Genomic DNA, 17430 nt, shown 5'->3' on the forward strand with positions numbered 1-17430 from the left:
CCTGCAGGGGTAAGCCGCTGTACCTTTGCGCATTCGATTGCCAGTATCAAGCGAGGATGCATGAACAGTATTTCCAGGCGTATAGCGGATGAACTGGGGGTTCGTGAAGAACAGGTGAGCGCGACTGTGGCCTTGTTGGACGAAGGCTCAACGGTGCCGTTTATTGCCCGATACCGAAAAGAAATTACCGGTGCCATGGACGACAGCCAGTTGCGGACGCTGGAAGACCGCTTGCGGTATTTGCGGGAACTCGAGGAACGGCGCACCACCATACTCAGCACCATCGACGCGCAAGGGAAGCTGACCGAGGAACTGCGCCACCAGATTGCCACGGCGGAAACCAAGAATCGCCTCGAAGATCTGTATCTGCCTTATAAACCCAAGCGTCGTACCAAGGCCCAGATCGCCCGCGAGGCGGGGCTGGAGCCCCTGGCGGACAGCCTCTACAACGACCCGCTGCTGGAGCCGGAAGAGCAGGCCGCCCGATACCTCAACGCCGAGGCCGGGATTGCCGATACCAAGGCGGCCCTGGATGGTGCCCGCTATATTCTCATGGAGCGTTTTTCCGAAGACGCCGAGTTGCTCGGCCAGTTGCGTGACTTCATCTGGCAGCAAGGCCAGCTGAAAGTCTCCGTCATCGAAGGTAAAGAGATCGAAGGGGCCAAGTTCCGCGATTACTTCGACCACACCGAAGCGCTGAAGAAAGTGCCATCCCACCGGGCCTTGGCCATATTGCGGGGCCGCAACGAAGGCGTGCTGAGCTACGTCATTGCGGTGGGTGACAGCGAAGACGACCGGCGTCAGCCCCACCCGGCCGAGCAGCGGATTGCGGCGCACTGGAACATTCGCGATGAGGGCCGGCCGGCGGATCGCTGGTTGTCCGAGGTGGTCCGCTGGACCTGGCGGGTGCGGCTCGGCACCCAGATCGAAACCGATCTGATGGCCCAGGTACGGGAAACCGCAGAAGCCGAAGCAATCGAAGTGTTTGCCGCCAACCTCAAGGACTTGCTGTTGCTGGCGCCCGCCGGTCCCCGGCCCACCCTGGCGCTGGACCCGGGTTTGCGAACCGGCGTCAAGGTTGCGATCATCGACGGGACCGGGCAGGTTACCGGGCATGGCACGATTTTCCCCCATGTGCCCCGCAACCAGTGGGAGCAGTCGCTGGACCAACTGGCCCGCTGGTGTCGCGAATTCCGCATCGAGCTGGTCGCGATCGGGAATGGCACCGCGTCCCGGGAAACCGAAAAACTGGTGGCCGAGTTGTGCAAACGCCACCCTGAGCTGGATCTTGCCCGCATCGTGGTGAATGAATCCGGTGCGTCCATTTATTCCGCCTCGGAATTTGCCTCCCAGGAACTGCCGGAGCTGGATGTCACCATCCGGGGCGCGGTGTCGATTGGCCGCCGGCTGCAGGACCCACTGGCGGAATTGGTCAAAATCGAACCCAAATCCATCGGTGTCGGCCAATACCAGCACGACGTTTCGCAGGTGCAACTGGCTCGCAGCCTGGACGCGGTGGTGGAAGATTGCGTGAATGGCGTGGGGGTGGATCTGAATACCGCGTCCGTTCCCCTGCTGGCACGGGTGTCCGGTCTGAACCAGACGCTGGCGCGCAATATCGTGGAATTCCGCAGCAGCAACGGCATGTTCCGGAGTCGCAAACAGCTGTTGAAAGTCGCCCGGTTGGGGCCGCGCACCTTCGAGCAGGCCGCCGGCTTCTTGCGCATCGCCGACGGCGATAACCCGCTGGACCGCTCCTCGGTGCATCCGGAGGCCTATTCGGTGGTCGAAGCCATCGCCACCAAACACGGCCGCGAGGTGGCCAGTTTGCTGGGGGACAGCCAATTCCTGCGGAGCCTGAAACCGGAAGATTACGTCACCGCGCAGTTCGGGGTGCCGACCGTCAAAGACATCATTGCCGAGTTGGAAAAACCGGGTCGCGACCCGCGCCCCGAATTCCGGTTCGCCAGTTTTGAGGAGGGGGTGGAAACCCTGAATGACCTCAACCCGGGCATGATGCTTGAGGGTACGGTCACCAACGTCACCAATTTTGGGGCGTTTGTCGATATTGGTGTGCACCAGGACGGTCTGGTGCACATTTCCGCGTTGTCCCACCAGTTCGTGAAGGACCCGCGGGAGGTTGTGAAAGCGGGCGACATCGTTAAAGTCAAAGTGATGGACGTGGATATTCCCCGCAAGCGCATAGCCTTGAGCATGCGCATGGATGACCAGCCCGGCGCCCAAGCTCCGTCGGCCAGCCGTTCAGGAGCGCGCCCGGCGGGGAACCGGCGGGCATCGGGCAAATCCGCCAAGGGCGCGCAGCCGGCCCCACAGGGTGCAATGGCAGGTGCACTCGCACAAGCGCTGGCTTCGGCCCGCAAAGGGAGCCGTTAACGCGGCTCTGTTAACACCCGTTTGAACAGGAGTGTCTCATGGGCGATTCCCGCCACCAGATTTTCCAGAAGCTTACCGACAGCCAGTGGCATGGTTTCCGGAAAGGCATTGAGAAAGAGGGCCTCAGGGTCGATCCACAGGGGTTCATCGCCCAGACGCCCCACCCGCGCGAACTCGGCTCCACCCTGACGCACCCGACCATCACCACAGATTATTCGGAAGCATTGCTGGAGTTGATCACCCCGGTGTGTGATTCCACCGACGCCTTGCTGTCGGAGCTGCGCAACACCCACATTTTTGTACAGAAACACCTGCAAAACGAAGTTTTCTGGGCCTCCAGCATGCCCTGTGAGCTGCGCGGCGATGAGAGCATCCCCATCGGGGAATACGGCAGTTCCAACAATGGCCAGCTTCGTCATGTGTACCGGCAGGGTCTGGCGGTGCGCTACGGCCGGATGATGCAGAGCATCGCCGGAACCCATTACAACCTGTCGTTGCCGGACAGTTTCTGGACGTTCTGGCAGCAGGCGTTGGGGGATACCCAGAGTTTGCAGGACTTCAAAACCGGGCAGTACTTCTGGCTGGTGCGCAACTTCCGGCGTCGCAGCTGGTTGCTGATGCTGCTGTTTGGGGCTTCACCCGCGCTGGATGCAAGCTTTGTGGCGGATGTCGAACACCGCTTGGCCAGATTCAGTGACGATACCTGGGTGGGTCCCCATGCGACTTCCCTGCGTATGGGGGATCTGGGCTATCACACCGACGCCCAGGCCTCGCTGAACATCTGTTTTAACGAGCTCAAGACCTATACCAACACGCTGACCAAGGCGATTCATACACCCTGGCCGGCGTACGAAGCCATTGGCACCAAACGCGGCGACCAGCATATACAGATCAATACCAGCATCCTGCAAATCGAGAACGAGTACTACAGTGCGATACGGCCGAAACGCACCGCCCGCCGCCACGAGAAACCGGTGCAGGCCCTGACCGCCCGTGGCGTCGAATACATTGAAGTGCGCTGTCTGGATCTGGACCCCTTCTCGCCGGTGGGGGTGAACCGGGAGCAAATCGATTTTCTGGATCTGTTCCTGCTGGATTGCCTGCTCAGCGAAAGCCCCCGCATCGCCCGCGCCGAGTGCGACCGGCTGGATGATATGTTCAAGGATGTGGTCAATGAAGGGCGGGCCGGCAATCTGATGCTGCCGGGGGCGTCAGTGCCGCTGCGCTCGCTGGCGGAGGAACTGCTGGACCGGTTGCAGCCGTTGGCGGAGCGTCTGGACCAACTCACGAATGGTTCTGATTACAGTGCTGCGCTGGCGGTGCAACGGCGCAAGGTGGCGCAGCCCGACTTGCTGCCCTCGAACCAGGTGATCGCGGCCATGAGTGAGGCCGGACTCGGGCATCGGGACTGGGTGCTGCAGCTCTCCGCGCAACATCAGCATGCCCTGCGGGCCGAATCACTGTCCCCCGAACTCAACCGGACGTTTGAAAAAATGGCGGCCGATTCGCTCGCGGAGCAGGCGGCGCTGGAGCAGGCGGATACTCAGTCCTTCGACGAATTCCTGGCCGAGTATCTGGCCTCTAATCCGGCCCCCGAATGACCTCGCAGCCGGTCAGCGCTGGACCACAAAAGTGGTAAACAGGACGCTATCGATCTGTGCGCCGGTTTGTTGCGCGGCCAGCGCGGCATTGAGGCGGCGTGCCGCTTCGTCCCTCAGGCTAGACTGCCCGGTGGTTGAGGTTAATACCTCTGCATCGGTTTGCTCGGCAAACAACAGCACCAGTTCATGCCGCATCCGCGGCATGTGGGCTTCCACTGCGGCACGGGTGGCGGTGTCTGACGCCCGCAAGGTAACCGCCGCTTTCAGGTAGCTCAACCGGTGACCGGGGAGACCGACGTTGGTCACGAAATCCGGCTTCAGTTCAATATAATCGGTGGTTCGCGGGCGGGCGGGCTGGGCCGGCGAAGTTTCGTCCGCGTGCGCGGTCAGGCCCGGTGGCGGCAGCACCAGGGCCGCCAGAACGACAAACAACAGGAACAATCGTGGCATCGTGGTGTCTTTCATATTCTTGATTGGCTTGCAGGTTTAAAGTTTACCGGCAGGATAACAGGCCCGCCCTAAGGTTGCAGGTATGTCTGAGGCGAAAAGGGCGCAGTGACGATCACTTTCCACAGGAGACAGAATCCGTTGAACGCCAGAAACCTTTTTTTCTGATTGGGCTTGTGTGCGCGGCGCTGCTGGGTGTCGCGTTTTACATGGAACACGTCATGGGGCTGGAGCCTTGCCCGTTGTGCTGGTTGCAGCGCTTTGCCTTTATGGCGGTGGCGGGTGTCTGCCTGCTGGCGGTCGTTCATAACCCCGGTAACGTGGCCGGCAGGGTCTACGGAGGCTTGCTGGCGGTGGCGGCCGGTTCCGGTCTGGCGCTGGCGGGTCGGCAACTGTGGTTGCAAAATCTGCCCGCTGACCAGGTGCCTGCGTGCGGTCCGTCGGTGGAATATATGCTGGAGGTTATGCCGTTGGCCGAGGTGTTGTTGACGGCGATGCAAGGCACCGGCGATTGTGCTGCGGTGGTCTGGCGGTTTCTGGGGTTGAGTATCCCGGGCTGGACTGCGGTGTTTTTTACCGCTCTGGTGGTGGTCGGTGTGTTGATGGTGTTCCGCCCGCAGGCGGCCCCCAAGGTGGGGTAGATCCCGGCAGGGCCGGCCGGCAGCCAGAATGGCTGACGACCGGTTGCGGGGGGGGCTTACTCGGGATTGATTTCCAGCAATTCAACGTCGAAAATCAGGGTTTCATTGGGCGCAATGCCGCGGTTGCCTCCCGGGCCGTAGGCCAGGTCCGAGGGGATATACAGCTTGTAGCGGCTGCCTTCTGCCATCAGCTGCAAGCCTTCGGTCCAGCCAGGAATTACCTGATTCAGGCCGAAAGTAACCGGCTCACCGCGCTCGCGGGAACTGTCGAATACATCGCCGGACAACAGTTCCCCGGTATAGTGGACCTTAACCCGGTCGGTTTCGGACGGTTTGTTGCCCACGCCTTCTTCGATCACTTCGTATTGCAGACCGGAGGCGGTAACGGTCACGCCGTCTTTTTGGGCGTTTTCAGCCAGAAACTCTTCCCCGGTCGCCTTGTTTTCGGCCGCCAGCGCCTCCATTTCGGCCAGCTGTTCTTCCTGCAGCTGCTGTTGGTACGCCGTTAGCGCCTGCTGTACTTCCTCGGGGCTCATGCGCTTGGCCGCGTCGTCGTCACTCTGGCCATGCTCTATGCCTTGCAGAAACTGCTCGATTTGCAGATCAGGCAGGTCGTTGCGCATGCGCTCGCCCAGTACCAGTCCCATGCCATAGCTGACTTGTTGCACGGTGGAGCTCAGGTCCGGTTCAGCCTCGGGCTGGCTGGCCGTGGAACAACCCGCGAAAACACCTGCGACGGCCAGGGCGAGTATGGTTTTTTTCATGGAAGCTTCCCTTATCGTGTTATTGATGTGCATATGGATCCAAGATCTGCAACGGTAACCGGTTCCGGCCCATTACGCTACTGAACATGTGTTAATCGGGACGGGGTTCAGCCAGGCTCTCAGCTGTCCTTGCCGAACCCCGGCGGGTTGAGGGCGAAGGGCGCCTGATAGGGGGCTTGCCAGTCAGACTGGGGCGGCTTGGCAGGGCCGCCGGGTTCAATGGCCAGGGCGTTCCACAGGCCCTGTCGTGGCGGACTGTCTGCATAGTGCCAGCCACCACTGCTGTCCTGCCATTTAAACACGATGCTGGGGCCGGTGTTCGGAGTGGGGGATGGCACCAGTCCTTCAAATGCAGGAATCTGTTTGGCGGTGTTGTCGGCAGCGCTCCCGTTGGTAAGGCTTTGTGGGTCTTTGATCCCAAAAAAGATCAGCAACACCAACAAGCCCAGTGCGGGAAATGCCAGCCGGATAAGCCAACGCATAATCATCACCAGTCTGTGTGCAGGAGAGCGTCAGAAAAGAGCAGGGTGACGAGTTGGTCAATCCGCTCGCTGACTTCCTGGTTCATGTGTGTGTCCGGGCCTGCGGCATGCAGGTTATGCCGCGCCAGTGCAAGGGTTGAGTCGGTTGGGCTAGCGGCCGGGGGGAGCGCGCGGAGCGCCTGCCAGGCCAACGCCAGTTCAACGCGCTCAGCTTCCAGCTCGGTGCCCGCCAGCTGTGCCCTCAGCGCGGCCAGCGCCGGATGCTGTTTCGGCAGTGCCTTTTTCCGGGTTCGCAACGGGGTGGTCATCTGTTCGCGCCACTGTCTGACGGTCGCCGGCTCGCCGGTAAACTCCCGCCCCCGGGAGGCCAGCCAGCAGGCTGACAGCAACCGGGTCACGCTCCAGCCGTTGTCCTGCAGGGTCAGACACAAAGATTCCACGCCCGGTATCTGCCAGCAGTTCACAGCGAAGGTCCAGAGCGGAGACGCCAGATCCAGAGACTCGGGTATGTCGGCGCTGTTTGTAACCATGTTATCGGGCCTGCTGTCTTCGGGCGGTGACGGTACCGGATGTTCTCATGCGGCGCCACAGTCTGGCGATAACAGCTTGCGCAATTTCCCTGTTAGAATGCCGCCATGCTCACACTATCAGACCTCAGTTTACAACGTGGGGGCACCTGGTTGCTAGAAGGTGCCTCTCTTACCATACAACCCGGCCAGCGGGTGGCGATTGTCGGTGCCAATGGGGCCGGCAAATCCAGTTTGTTTCAGCTGCTGCTGGGGCAGTTGTCTCCGGAACGGGGGCAGATCAGTCTGCCCGGGGGATGCCGCATCGCCCACATGGCTCAGGAAGTGCACGCCTCGGCACGTTCGGCGCGGGATTTTATTCTTGATGGCGATCACGAATTGCGGCACCTGGAGGCTGAATTGGCGCAGGCGGAAGCGGCGGATGATCATCAGGCCATGGCGCGCATTCATGGCGAGCTGGACCTGCGCGAAGCCTGGGCGGCGGGCCGCCGCGCCGAAACCTTAATGCGCGGGCTGGGTTTTGCCGAGGCGGACGCCGATCGGCCGGTGTCGGATTTCTCCGGTGGCTGGCGGATTCGCCTGAATCTGGCGCAGGCCCTGATGCGGCCATCCGATTTTTTGTTGCTGGATGAGCCCACCAACCACCTGGATCTGGACGCCTGTTTCTGGTTGGAAAACTGGCTGCGGCGCTACCCGGGCACCTTGTTGTTCATTTCCCATGACCGGGATTTTATGGACCGGGTGGCGACCCATCTGGTGCACTTTGATCGCCGCAAGCTGGAAGCCTATACCGGTAACTACTCAGCGTTCGAACGCCAGCGCAGTGAGCGGCTGGCTCAGCAACAGGCCGGTTATGAACGTCAGCAGGCCCGCATCGCGGAAATACAGGGCTTCATCGACCGTTTCAAGGCCAAGGCCACCAAGGCGCGTCAGGCCCAGAGTCGGGTGAAAGCGCTGGAACGCATGGAAATGATTGCGCCGGCCCATGTGGATTCGCCGTTTAATTTCGAGTTCCCGGTGGCCGAAAAGGTTTCCAATCCGTTGTTGTCCATCCGTCAGGGCCAGGCCGGCCATGGCGACACGGTGGTGCTCGCACCGCTTGATCTGACCCTGTTGCCGGGGAGTCGTATCGGCCTGCTGGGCCCTAATGGCGCCGGTAAATCGACCCTGATCGATGCGCTCCGGGGGCAGGGAGCCCTGCTGGCGGGGGAGCGGACCACCGGTGAACATCTGGCGGTTGGTTACTTCGCCCAGCACCAGCTGGAGTCGCTGGATCTGGACGCCAGTCCATTTTTGCACCTGCAGCGCCTGGCACCGACTGCGTCCGAGCAGAGCATCCGCAATTTTCTGGGGGGCTTCAACTTCCACGGTGACGACGCGCTCGCAGCCATCCGCAACTTCTCCGGTGGGGAGAAGGCCCGGGTCGCGTTGGCGGTGATCGCCTGGCAGCGGCCCAACCTGTTGCTGCTGGACGAGCCCACCAACCATCTGGACCTGGAAATGCGTCAGGCGCTGACCATGGCGCTGCAAGCGTTTGACGGGGCCATTGTACTGGTCTCCCACGACCGGCATCTATTGCGCAACACGGTGGACGAGTTCTGGCTGGTCAACGAAGGCCGGGTGACTGACTATGAGGGCGATCTGGAAGACTATGAGCGCTGGCTGGCGGACCGCCGCAAAGATGAGGTCGCCGCTCCGCGGCGACCGTCTGCAGCGGCGATGCCCGCTGGCAAGGTCGCTAGCAGCGCGAGTGGGGGCGCGGAAAGCTCGGACGAGCGCCGCGAACGCAAACGCGCGGAAGCCGGCCTGCGGCAGAAGTTGAGCCCGTTCCGGAAACGTCAGGCGCAGCTGGAGCAGCAAATGGATCAGCTGCAAAGCGCGCTGTGCGAAGTGGAGGAGCGTCTGGCCGACCCGGAGATTTATGCCCCGGAGAACAAGGACCGCCTCAAAACCCTGCTGGCCCGGCAGGCCGAACAGAAACGGCTGCTGGAAACAGCCGAGCTGGAGTGGCTGGACGTGTGTGAGACCGTCGAAAGAATGGAGCTTGAGCTGGGTTGACGGGGCAGCGCCCTCAGTCCGCTACGGTGAGGGTGAAATCATCCCGGGACAGGTAATTGCGCTCATCTTTCAGATCAGCGAGGGTCAGCGGATGTGCCGCGAACCAGCCTTGCGGAAACTGGATGGTCATGGCGCAATTGGCGACGCAGATCTGCATCTCCGGGGGCGGTTCCTGTCGGCGGGCATGCTGCAGCAACACCCCCAGCCGTAAGATGATGCACAGACGCTTCAGTCGCCGGGTTTCGGCCGGATCGGAGTCGTCAAACACGGAGGCCACAAATTTGCGCCGGTGAACCCGCACCAGTTTGGCCAGGTCGTACTGCAGTTGCTGGCTGAACCCCGGCAGATCGGAGTACTGCAGCAGATAAGCACCATGCTTGTGGTATTGGCTGCTGGCGATGGTCAGACCGATCTCGTGCAGGCGGCAAGCCCAGCGCAACAGGTCCTCATCATCGCCCGCTGCCAGTCCCCAATCGGCCGCCACCTGACCCCAGATGGCGATGGCGGTGTTCTCCACCGCGCGGCTTTGCGGGATGTCGACGTGGTACCGTTCCTGCAGCGCCTGGATGGTGCGTTCGCGCACGTCCTCGTGCTGGATCCGCCCCAGCATGTCGTACAGCAGACCCTCCCGCAACGCGCCGTCGGCATAGGTCATTTCGTCTATGTTGAGGGATTCGAACGCCGCCATCAGGATGGCGAAACCGGCAGGAAAGATGCTCTGCCGGTCTTCCCGCACGCCGATATCCGCCAGACGGTCGGTGTGGCCCATATCGATCAGCCGGGTACGCAGTTCTTTCATGGCCTTCATGGTGATGACGCCATCGGTGATCCGCAAATTGGTGAGTGCGTTGACGATGGCTTTGACCGAGCCGGAGGAGCCCACCGCACTGCTCCAGCCCAAGGCGAGAAAACGCTCGCGGATGTGCAGCAACTCCTGCGCCGCGTGGGTAATGGCCCGGTCCATCTGCCGGCGGGTGATGCGGCCGTCGGCAAAATACAGGTTGCGGAACGACACACACCCCATGTGCAGGCTGTCCAGGGCGTGTGCTTCGAAGCGTTCGCCGATGATCAGTTCCGAGCTGCCTCCGCCAATATCCATCACCAGGCGTCGGCCCTGATCATCGGATAAGGTGTGGGACACACCGAGGTAAATCAGCCGCGCCTCTTCCCGGCCGGAAATCACCGCGACCGGAAAGCCAAGCGCCTCTTCCGCCCGATCCATAAACTGTTCGGCGTTACGGGCCACGCGCAGGGCGTTGGTGCCGACGACCTGGACGGTCTCGCGGGGCATGCATTTCAGGCGCTGGGCGAACCGGCCCAGGCAGGCCAGGGCGCGCTCCTGCACTTCGTCGGTCAGTCTGCAGTCCGAGTCGATGCCCGCTCCGAGCTGCACCTTTTCCCCCATGCGCTCAAGGGTACGTATTTCGCCATGATCCAGCTGGGCGACCACCATGTGGAAGCTGTTAGAGCCCAGATCAATGGCCGCGAGTAATCCGGGTTGGGTGGCGGTTGTCGCTTCCGGCACGAGTCTTGAAATCCCCTATGCTGACCTTATAGTAACTGGTAGTAACCAGAGCGTGGAGTGGCCCTTGTGGCGGCACTCGGGCCATACCGTTTAGGCGCCTACTATAAGCCAAGTGCCGGGTAACTGTCAGCTCAAGCGCGCAGTTCGGCTGAATAAGAGGGGCGCACCGCGCTTGAGGGCCGGAACTGGCACTTCACAGAAGGCAGGCTAATCGCGTAGAGTAGCGCGTAGCGAGAGTGGTGAGCAGCATGGGACAAACCGGCTGCTGCGCTGCGAAGACCATTGCGCACAAGCGGCGGAAGAATGCGGCGAGTGTGCCTGAATCAGGACAAGGTAATGAGCGGAAATATCGTAAACGTAACCGATGCATCGTTCGAACAGGATGTGTTGCAGGCAGATACCCCGGTGCTGGTGGATTACTGGGCCGAATGGTGTGGCCCTTGCAAAATGATTGCCCCGGTCCTGGAAGAAATTGCCGAAGAATATGCCGGCAAGCTGAAGGTTTGTAAGCTCAACATTGATGAAAACGAGCAGACGCCACCCAAGTTCAACATCCGTGGCATTCCCACCTTGATGCTGTTTAAAAACGGCAACGTGGACGCCACCAAAGTGGGCGCGTTGTCGAAGTCCCAGCTGGCCGCGTTCCTCGACAGCAATCTCTGATTGCATCCTGACTGCCAGACAACCGCCCCGGGGCCTGCTCTTGGGCGGTTTTTTCGTCTAGGCAATCTCCCGTCTGCGCAGCCAGGCCGTGCGCACTTTCTCCGCAGCGGCCCCGGCCAGAAGCCCGAAAAACGGGTCAGCCCAAACGGTTACCGCAGCCGTTATGGCGATAACCGGCCAGCAGGACGGTTTCGCCGTCCACAGGCGTCTGGACACCCCAAGCTCCGCTGCCGCCACGAATAACAAGGCTCCGAGCCCTGCCATCGGAATCGCTGCAAGCATTGCAAGGCCGCCTGGCATGAACGCAATCAGGAGTAAGCCGGATCCGAGTAGGACAGGCGCCATGCCAGTCCGGGCACCAAAGCGGTGATGTGCGGCCACACCACCGGCTCCGTGGCACATGGGCACCGCGCCGAGGGGAACCAGAAACAGATTGGCCAGTCCGGTGGACACGGATAAACGAGCGGGTGTCACCCGATGGGATTGCTCGCCGAAGTAATCCCCCACCACGAGAGCTGTCAGAACGATGGCGTTGGACAGAGTCAAAGCCAGCTGGGGTAAGACCAGGGTGGAGAGCCCTTGCTGCCAATCTTCAATCCCGGGTAATTCAGGCAATAATGATACGGCCGGCCCGGCCTCGGGCAGTGTGAGCCCGGGGGCTCCCAGAAAAGTGCCGAGAGCAACAGAGACCATGAGCCCTATCAAGGCGGCCGGCCAGTGTGGACACAGCTTCAGGGTGATGCCCAACAAGGCCAGCGTGACAACGCCCAGTGGCAGGGAAGTAGCCATCAGAGCGAAGCTCATGTGGGCCAGCATCAGCCCCAGGCCCAACTGAAGGCCACTCAACACGGATCGAGGTATCAGGCGAGCAGCCCCGTTGATCCATCCGGTCAGGCCGAGAAGCAATAGTATGCCCCCGATAAGGGCACCGCTGGCGACCAGGCTCTGGGAGCTGACCTGGGTGGTCAGTAACAACGCAGCAACCGCTTTCATCGGCTGCACCGGCACGGGCAGGCGGTAATACAGCCCCGTGGCGATGTAAAATACGGCAAACCCCAGCAACACGGGTACCGGTGCCAGGCCTGCCAGCCCAACAACCCCGAGACCAAGGGGAATCAGGGTGCCAAGGTCACCCAACGCGCCGCTGGCATTCCTCGCCAGGTGTTTTCTCCCTGAAAGCATGATTACTCCGCCATTTTGTTGTTATTGGCGCTATATCAAGCATTATAAACGACTTTTCCCAGCTCACTGATGTCGTAACCACCGAGCGCTTCGGCGCGTAGACGAAAACGCTCGCTGCCGGCAAACACCAGCAGACGTTGCATCGCCGCTTCAAAATAATGACGCCGACGCATTGCCAAATCAAAGTGCTCCGGTTGCAAGGGAATAAAGCCCAGTCCCTGGCGCCGCGCCGCCGCTTCGATCCCCACACCAATATCTGCCTCACCCTGGCGGATAGCCAACGCCAGATCGTCTTCGCTGAGCGATGGGTGCGGGGCCCATGTCAGTTGCCGGGCATCGATGTGGTGGTGAGTCAGCAAACTTTGCAATAAATGGCTCACCCCGGCGTCCGGCTGGCGGTGCGCGACACGTATGCCAGGGCGTACAATATCTCCCAGCTGCGTAATACCATAGGGGTTATCGGCGGCCAGCAGAAGTCCCTGCTGGCGTTTTGCCCAACGTATCAGCACCAGGTCACGCATCCCGCTCAAGCCCAGGGTATCGGGGTCGTTGTAATTCTGGTTTTCAGCATGCCAGATATGCATGCCTGCGACCATGGCCCGCCCCTCGACGAGCCGTTGTACGCCATCTCCACTGCCATTGCACAACAACGCCAGCTCGGCGCCACTCTCCTTTAACGCCCATTCCAGAAGAGGGTCCTGGCTGCCCGCCAAAACCGGGGGAATAGCGGAACTGACGGACTCATCACCCTCCAGGTGGTTCATCAGCCACAAATCGATGCGTTGGCGAGGAAACAAGAGCTTCCCGGTTACTCGCACACAGGGTATGACCCCCTGGCTGACCAGGTCGTAGACCTTGCGCTCTTTAAGACGCAGATACTCGGCAACTTCAGCGGTAGTGAAGTAGTTGGGAAGTGGCATCTATCTCTCCAGTTGGTCGAGTCTGGCACAAGGCTGTTTATAGCTGCATAAATTTCAGTAGGCGGTGCAAAGCGTAGACATAAACGTGAGGATGCTCAATGTCAAGGAGACGCAGCTGTGGAAAATAACGCGTTTTATGTCGCGCTGACGCTACTATTCAATCTCGACGCTTCGCTGTATCAGATCGTCGCGCTCTCACTCCAGGTTTCGCTTCTTGCGGTGCTGATAGCCGCACTGTTCGGTTTTCCGCTGGGCGCGGCGGTGGCGATATGGCGCTTTCCCGGGCGCGGTGGAATGATTGTTGCGCTCAACGCCCTCATGGGCCTGCCGCCCGTGGTGGCCGGGCTGATGGTGTATTTACTGCTCTCCCGTGCGGGGCCTCTTGGAGACTGGGGGCTGCTGTTTACACCAGGCGCCATGGTACTTGCGCAGGTGGTGCTGGTTTTACCCATACTGGCCGCGCTATCGCGGCAGAAGGTAGAAGATCTTCTGGGTGAATATCGGGAACAGTTTGTTTCACTGGGCATGTCAAAGTTACGCATGATGCCCACTCTTTTGTGGGATGCACGTTTTGCGTTGTTAACCGTTCTGCTTGCAGGTTTTGGCCGCGCCAGTGCCGAAGTAGGCGCGGTAATGATGGTCGGCGGTAATATTGACGGTGTTACCCGAGTAATGACGACCTCCATCGTGCTGGAAACCGGTAAGGGTAATCTGCCGCTCGCGCTGGCTCTGGGCATGGTATTGCTCGCGCTGGTGATGCTGATTAACGCCGGCGCGTATCTGTTGGGTGAGTTGTCCAGGAGGCGGGTAGGGTGACCTCCTTACAGGTTCCAAGTCTCGCGTCGTTCAGCGTGTCGCCGCTGCCAGAGCTGCGCTTTGAGGGTGTCACCTTCAACAATGAGGACAAGGTGCTGCTGGGACCTTGCTCGTTCACTCTCAACGGCTCCGGCCCCACGCTGGTGATGGGACCTAACGGAGCAGGAAAAAGTCTTCTGTTACGACTGTCCCACAGCCTGCTTCAACCGACACAGGGTCGGATAACATGGAGTGGTGAAGCGAGTCCCCGCCAGGCAATGGTGTTTCAGCATCCTGTACTCTTGCGCCGTTCGGCCATTGCCAATCTGATTCATGCCCTGGCGGTCAATAAAGTGCCGCGCCGAAAACGCCTGAAGCTGGCTCGCGATGCGCTTGAGCGTTTCGGCCTTATCGACTGCTGTAATACACCCGCACGGGTGCTGTCTGGCGGTGAGAAACAGCGCCTGGCACTGGCGCGCGCCTGGGTACTTTCACCGCAGGTGCTGTTTCTGGATGAACCCACCTCCGCGCTTGACCCGGCCGCCATTCAAGCGGTGGAGGCGGCGGTGCGGGAGTTTCATCAGCGGGGAACCCGCATCGTGATGACGACTCACGACCTGCACCAGGCCAAGCGACTTGCGGGGGATATTCTTTTTCTTTCGGGCGGCAAAGTGCGTGAGCACACCTCCGCTGATGCGTTTTTTGATGCGCCCGTCTCGCAAGAGGCGCAAGCGTTTATTGCAGGAGGGCTGGTCGAGTAACTCGGCTTTACTAAAACAAAGAGAAAACAAAAACAAAGAGAGAACAACATGAAGAAATCACTAAATCTGCTGCTCGCGGGCGTCACCAGTCTTGGTCTGTCGCTCGGCGCCTATGCCGAGGATTACATCACCCTTGCCTCAACCACATCAACCGAGAATTCGGGCTTGTTCGCATCTATTTTGCCGAAGTTTGAAGACGCCACCGGGATTCAGGTTCGCGTCGTGGCCGTGGGTACCGGTCAGGCATTTGAGATTGCTCGTCGCGGTGACGCTGACAGTCTTCTGGTACACGATACGACCGGTGAAGAGCGATTTGTCGAGAATGGCTTTGCCACCGAGCGTGCGGATGTCATGTACAACGACTTCGTATTGATCGGCCCCGCCGGTGACCCCGCCAATATCAGCCAGGCACAGAGCGCCAGGGAAGCCTTTGCGGCAATCGCTGAGGCAGAGGCGCCGTTCGCGTCACGGGGCGATGACAGCGGTACCAATCGCGCCGAGTTGCGGCACTGGAAACACGCAGGCGTTGACCCCGATGGCGACTGGTACCGCGAACTGGGTAGCGGCATGGGACCCACCCTCAACACCGCCGCAGCCATGGGTGCCTATGTGATGTCGGATCGCGCCACCTGGGTGGCCTTTGGAAACCGCCAGGACCTGAAGTTGCTTTTCGAAGGTGACAAGGTACTGTTCAATCAGTATGGCAGTTTGCTGCTGTCCAGTGAAAAACACCCGCACCTCAAGCATGAGATGGCTTCAAAATGGCACAGCTGGCTGCTCTCTGCAGAGGGTCAGCAGGCGATATCCGACTTCCGGGTGAGCGGGCAGCAACTGTTTTTCCCCAATGCCAAATAGATTATTCTCTGGCATTATAACTACATAACCCACTCTGTGGCGCCCACGAGGTGACTATAAAAATAACATGACGATGGACCCATTACTTCCCGATCCGCAAGACCCCCGGCTGTCCCGCGCAATTGAGGGCGTTGATGAAAACGGCCAACGCAAATCCATCCGTGTGATCGAAGAGCGCCCTCTGACCATCTACCTGAACAGCCAGGAAATCGTTACGGCGATGACCATCGGCGATCACCCGGAGTACCTGGCACTCGGGTTCTTGCTGAATCAGGGCATGCTGAAAGAGGGCGATCAGGTCACCGGAATTGATTTCGACGAAGAGCTTGAAGTCGCGGTGGTGCGAACGGAGGGCATTACCGATGTCGAGGACAAGCTGGAAAAGAAAACCCGCACGTCGGGCTGCGCCGTCGGTACGGTCTTTGGCGATATGATGGCGGGGCTCGAAGGCTTGGCGTTGCCGGACACCCCGGTGCACACCAGCACCTTTTACGATTTGTCCTTTCAGATCAACCACACGCCCAGTCTGTATATGGAAACCGGTGCCATTCATGGCACGGCCCTGTGTCAGGGCCGACAGATCCTGGCCTATATGGAAGATGTCGGGCGCCACAACGCCGTCGACAAAATCGCCGGCTGGATGCACCTGAATGGCATTACGGCTGCCGACAAGGTCCTCTATAGCACGGGGCGCCTGACCTCCGAAATGGTGATCAAAACCGCGCTGATGGGGATTCCCACACTCATCAGCCGGTCAGGCTTTACCGCCTGGGGTGTGGACATTGCGCGTCAGGTCGGCCTGACACTGATCGGGCGGATGCGAGGCAAAAGGTTCACTTGCCTGAGTGGCGAGCATCGTCTGGTGTTCGATCAGGACGTGTCGCAGGTGCCGGATGAAGACAAGAAATTGCGGCGAAAAGGGGCAAAACATGACTGATTGCGCCGTTATTCTGGCCGGTGGTCAGGCCAACCGCATGGGCGGAGGCGACAAGGGACGGCTCATGCTGGGAGATCAGTCGTTGATCCTGAGAGTTATTGAGCGGATCACACCCCAGGTCGACACCGTGGTGTTGAACGCGAACGGGGACCTGAGTCGCTTTGATGATCTGGGCCTGCCCGTGGTCGCCGATTCGATCGGTGACTTTCCAGGCCCACTGGCCGGAATTCTGGCGGGCATGGACTGGGCGGCGGAACAGGGTCACGACTGGCTGATCAGCGTCGCCGCTGATACGCCATTTTTCCCCCGGGATCTGGTGGAGCGGCTGGCCAGGCACGATACCCCGGTGGTATTGGCCGCCACGCCGGACCCTGAGCGCGGTCGCTTGCCCCAACCCACCTTTGGCCGCTGGCAGGTGGCCTTGCGCCACGATCTGAGAGCGGCCTTGAACGACGGTGTGCGCAAGATCCGCCAGTGGACGCAGTCCCAGGGTGAAACACTGGCAGTGTTCGACGAAGGCGATTTTTTCAACATCAATACGCCAGACGACCTGGCTTGGGCGGAGCAGCATCTCCAGTGAAGGTTATAGGCATTGTGGGCTGGAAAAACTCGGGCAAGACAACCCTGGCCAGTGCATTGATTCGTGAACTTTCCGGTAGAGGGCTGACGGTCAATGCGATCAAGCATGCCCATCACAGGGTGGACGTGGATCAGCCCGGCACAGACAGCTACAGGCACCGCGAAGCGGGCGCCCAGGAGGTGATTCTGGCGGGTGGTCAGCGTTTTGCCATCATGCACGAACTGCGAGGTGCCAAAGAGCCGACGCTGGATGCCTTGCTGGCCAGGCTGGGCCCTTGTGACTGGGTGGTGGTGGAGGG

Annotated in this window: 18 protein-coding genes; 11 read left to right on the forward strand and 7 right to left on the reverse strand. The window is 60.4% G+C overall.

The window, feature by feature from the left end:
* Positions 1–60: 60 nt before the first annotated feature.
* Positions 61–2394: a Tex family protein gene (locus tag BG841_RS08040; RefSeq protein ID WP_070057184.1), complete on the forward strand. Its 2334-nt coding sequence runs from the start codon at positions 61–63 to the stop codon at positions 2392–2394.
* Positions 2395–2432: 38 nt separating this feature from the next.
* The gene (gene gshA / locus BG841_RS08045) at positions 2433–3995 is read left to right on the forward strand and encodes a glutamate--cysteine ligase (RefSeq protein WP_070057185.1); all 1563 of its coding nucleotides are present in this window, start codon (positions 2433–2435) and stop codon (positions 3993–3995) included.
* Between the two features lie 12 nt (positions 3996–4007).
* Here gshA and BG841_RS08050 read toward each other — a convergent pair whose 3' ends face one another.
* Entirely contained in the window at positions 4008–4445 is a 438-nt protein-coding gene (locus BG841_RS08050; protein ID WP_070058746.1) for a flagellar basal body-associated FliL family protein, read from the reverse strand.
* Between the two features lie 206 nt (positions 4446–4651).
* Between BG841_RS08050 and BG841_RS08055 the strand changes: the two genes are divergently transcribed.
* Positions 4652–5083, forward strand: coding sequence for a disulfide bond formation protein B (locus BG841_RS08055; protein ID WP_265733886.1), 432 nt, complete (start codon positions 4652–4654; stop codon positions 5081–5083).
* A gap of 56 nt (positions 5084–5139) precedes the next feature.
* Here BG841_RS08055 and BG841_RS08060 read toward each other — a convergent pair whose 3' ends face one another.
* From BG841_RS08060 to BG841_RS08070, 3 genes are all read right to left on the reverse strand, one after another.
* The gene (locus tag BG841_RS08060; protein WP_070057186.1) at positions 5140–5847 is read right to left on the reverse strand and encodes an FKBP-type peptidyl-prolyl cis-trans isomerase; all 708 of its coding nucleotides are present in this window, start codon (positions 5845–5847) and stop codon (positions 5140–5142) included.
* A 119-nt stretch (positions 5848–5966) separates the two neighbouring features.
* Positions 5967–6335: a hypothetical protein gene (locus BG841_RS08065; RefSeq protein WP_070057187.1), complete on the reverse strand. Its 369-nt coding sequence runs from the start codon at positions 6333–6335 to the stop codon at positions 5967–5969.
* Complete coding sequence (locus BG841_RS08070) at positions 6335–6859, reverse strand: TIGR02444 family protein (RefSeq protein ID WP_070057188.1); 525 nt, start codon at positions 6857–6859, stop codon at positions 6335–6337. The genes BG841_RS08065 and BG841_RS08070 overlap by 1 nt, the downstream gene beginning before the upstream one ends.
* A 105-nt stretch (positions 6860–6964) precedes the next feature.
* Between BG841_RS08070 and BG841_RS08075 the strand changes: the two genes are divergently transcribed.
* Positions 6965–8914, forward strand: coding sequence for an ATP-binding cassette domain-containing protein (locus BG841_RS08075; RefSeq protein WP_070057189.1), 1950 nt, complete (start codon positions 6965–6967; stop codon positions 8912–8914).
* 13 nt (positions 8915–8927) lie between these two features.
* Here BG841_RS08075 and BG841_RS08080 read toward each other — a convergent pair whose 3' ends face one another.
* The gene (locus BG841_RS08080; protein ID WP_228141621.1) at positions 8928–10439 is read right to left on the reverse strand and encodes an exopolyphosphatase; all 1512 of its coding nucleotides are present in this window, start codon (positions 10437–10439) and stop codon (positions 8928–8930) included.
* 336 nt (positions 10440–10775) lie between these two features.
* Between BG841_RS08080 and trxA the strand changes: the two genes are divergently transcribed.
* Positions 10776–11102: a thioredoxin TrxA gene (trxA, locus tag BG841_RS08085; protein WP_070057191.1), complete on the forward strand. Its 327-nt coding sequence runs from the start codon at positions 10776–10778 to the stop codon at positions 11100–11102.
* Positions 11103–11159: 57 nt separating this feature from the next.
* Here trxA and BG841_RS08090 read toward each other — a convergent pair whose 3' ends face one another.
* Both BG841_RS08090 and BG841_RS08095 read right to left on the reverse strand, forming a co-directional pair.
* The gene (locus tag BG841_RS08090) at positions 11160–12284 is read right to left on the reverse strand and encodes a putative sulfate/molybdate transporter (RefSeq protein ID WP_070057192.1); all 1125 of its coding nucleotides are present in this window, start codon (positions 12282–12284) and stop codon (positions 11160–11162) included.
* 35 nt (positions 12285–12319) lie between these two features.
* Entirely contained in the window at positions 12320–13204 is an 885-nt protein-coding gene (locus BG841_RS08095; protein ID WP_070057193.1) for a helix-turn-helix transcriptional regulator, read from the reverse strand.
* 117 nt (positions 13205–13321) lie between these two features.
* Here BG841_RS08095 and BG841_RS08100 point away from each other — a divergent pair, with 117 nt between their 5' ends.
* The 6 genes from BG841_RS08100 to mobB all read left to right on the forward strand — a co-directional run.
* Entirely contained in the window at positions 13322–14020 is a 699-nt protein-coding gene (locus BG841_RS08100; protein ID WP_070057194.1) for an ABC transporter permease, read from the forward strand.
* The gene (locus BG841_RS08105) at positions 14017–14760 is read left to right on the forward strand and encodes an ATP-binding cassette domain-containing protein (RefSeq protein WP_083260217.1); all 744 of its coding nucleotides are present in this window, start codon (positions 14017–14019) and stop codon (positions 14758–14760) included. Before BG841_RS08100 ends, BG841_RS08105 begins: the two co-directional genes overlap by 4 nt.
* A gap of 48 nt (positions 14761–14808) precedes the next feature.
* A complete protein-coding gene (locus BG841_RS08110; RefSeq protein ID WP_070057195.1) occupies positions 14809–15615 on the forward strand; it encodes a substrate-binding domain-containing protein in 807 nt (268 codons plus the stop codon).
* Positions 15616–15688: 73 nt separating this feature from the next.
* Positions 15689–16552 carry a formate dehydrogenase accessory sulfurtransferase FdhD gene (locus tag BG841_RS08115; RefSeq protein WP_228141622.1) on the forward strand — a complete coding sequence of 288 codons (864 nt, stop codon included), beginning with the start codon at positions 15689–15691 and terminating at the stop codon, positions 16550–16552.
* On the forward strand, positions 16545–17132 hold the full coding sequence (mobA, locus tag BG841_RS08120) for a molybdenum cofactor guanylyltransferase MobA (protein ID WP_070057197.1): 588 nt from the start codon (positions 16545–16547) through the stop codon (positions 17130–17132). The genes BG841_RS08115 and mobA overlap by 8 nt, the downstream gene beginning before the upstream one ends.
* The coding region (gene mobB, locus BG841_RS17365) for a molybdopterin-guanine dinucleotide biosynthesis protein B (protein ID WP_228141623.1) at positions 17129–17430 on the forward strand (302 nt) is incomplete at its 3' end. The genes mobA and mobB, both read left to right, overlap by 4 nt.

The organism is Marinobacter sp. X15-166B (assembly GCF_001752365.1).
Lineage (GTDB): Bacteria > Pseudomonadota > Gammaproteobacteria > Pseudomonadales > Oleiphilaceae > Marinobacter.

Excerpts from the sequence above, each read along its gene's own strand:
- BG841_RS08040 (WP_070057184.1), top strand. The coding sequence starts at position 61 with ATGAACAGTATTTCCAGGCGTATAGCGGATGAACTGGGGGTTCGTGAA.
- gshA (WP_070057185.1), top strand. The coding sequence starts at position 2,433 with ATGGGCGATTCCCGCCACCAGATTTTCCAGAAGCTTACCGACAGCCAG.
- BG841_RS08050 (WP_070058746.1), bottom strand. The coding sequence starts at position 4,445 with ATGCCACGATTGTTCCTGTTGTTTGTCGTTCTGGCGGCCCTGGTGCTG.
- BG841_RS08055 (WP_265733886.1), top strand. The coding sequence starts at position 4,652 with ATGGAACACGTCATGGGGCTGGAGCCTTGCCCGTTGTGCTGGTTGCAG.
- BG841_RS08060 (WP_070057186.1), bottom strand. The coding sequence starts at position 5,847 with ATGAAAAAAACCATACTCGCCCTGGCCGTCGCAGGTGTTTTCGCGGGT.
- BG841_RS08065 (WP_070057187.1), bottom strand. The coding sequence starts at position 6,335 with ATGATTATGCGTTGGCTTATCCGGCTGGCATTTCCCGCACTGGGCTTG.
- BG841_RS08070 (WP_070057188.1), bottom strand. The coding sequence starts at position 6,859 with ATGGTTACAAACAGCGCCGACATACCCGAGTCTCTGGATCTGGCGTCT.
- BG841_RS08075 (WP_070057189.1), top strand. The coding sequence starts at position 6,965 with ATGCTCACACTATCAGACCTCAGTTTACAACGTGGGGGCACCTGGTTG.
- trxA (WP_070057191.1), top strand. The coding sequence starts at position 10,776 with ATGAGCGGAAATATCGTAAACGTAACCGATGCATCGTTCGAACAGGAT.
- BG841_RS08090 (WP_070057192.1), bottom strand. The coding sequence starts at position 12,284 with ATGCTTTCAGGGAGAAAACACCTGGCGAGGAATGCCAGCGGCGCGTTG.
- BG841_RS08095 (WP_070057193.1), bottom strand. The coding sequence starts at position 13,204 with ATGCCACTTCCCAACTACTTCACTACCGCTGAAGTTGCCGAGTATCTG.
- BG841_RS08110 (WP_070057195.1), top strand. The coding sequence starts at position 14,809 with ATGAAGAAATCACTAAATCTGCTGCTCGCGGGCGTCACCAGTCTTGGT.
- BG841_RS08115 (WP_228141622.1), top strand. The coding sequence starts at position 15,689 with ATGGACCCATTACTTCCCGATCCGCAAGACCCCCGGCTGTCCCGCGCA.
- mobA (WP_070057197.1), top strand. The coding sequence starts at position 16,545 with ATGACTGATTGCGCCGTTATTCTGGCCGGTGGTCAGGCCAACCGCATG.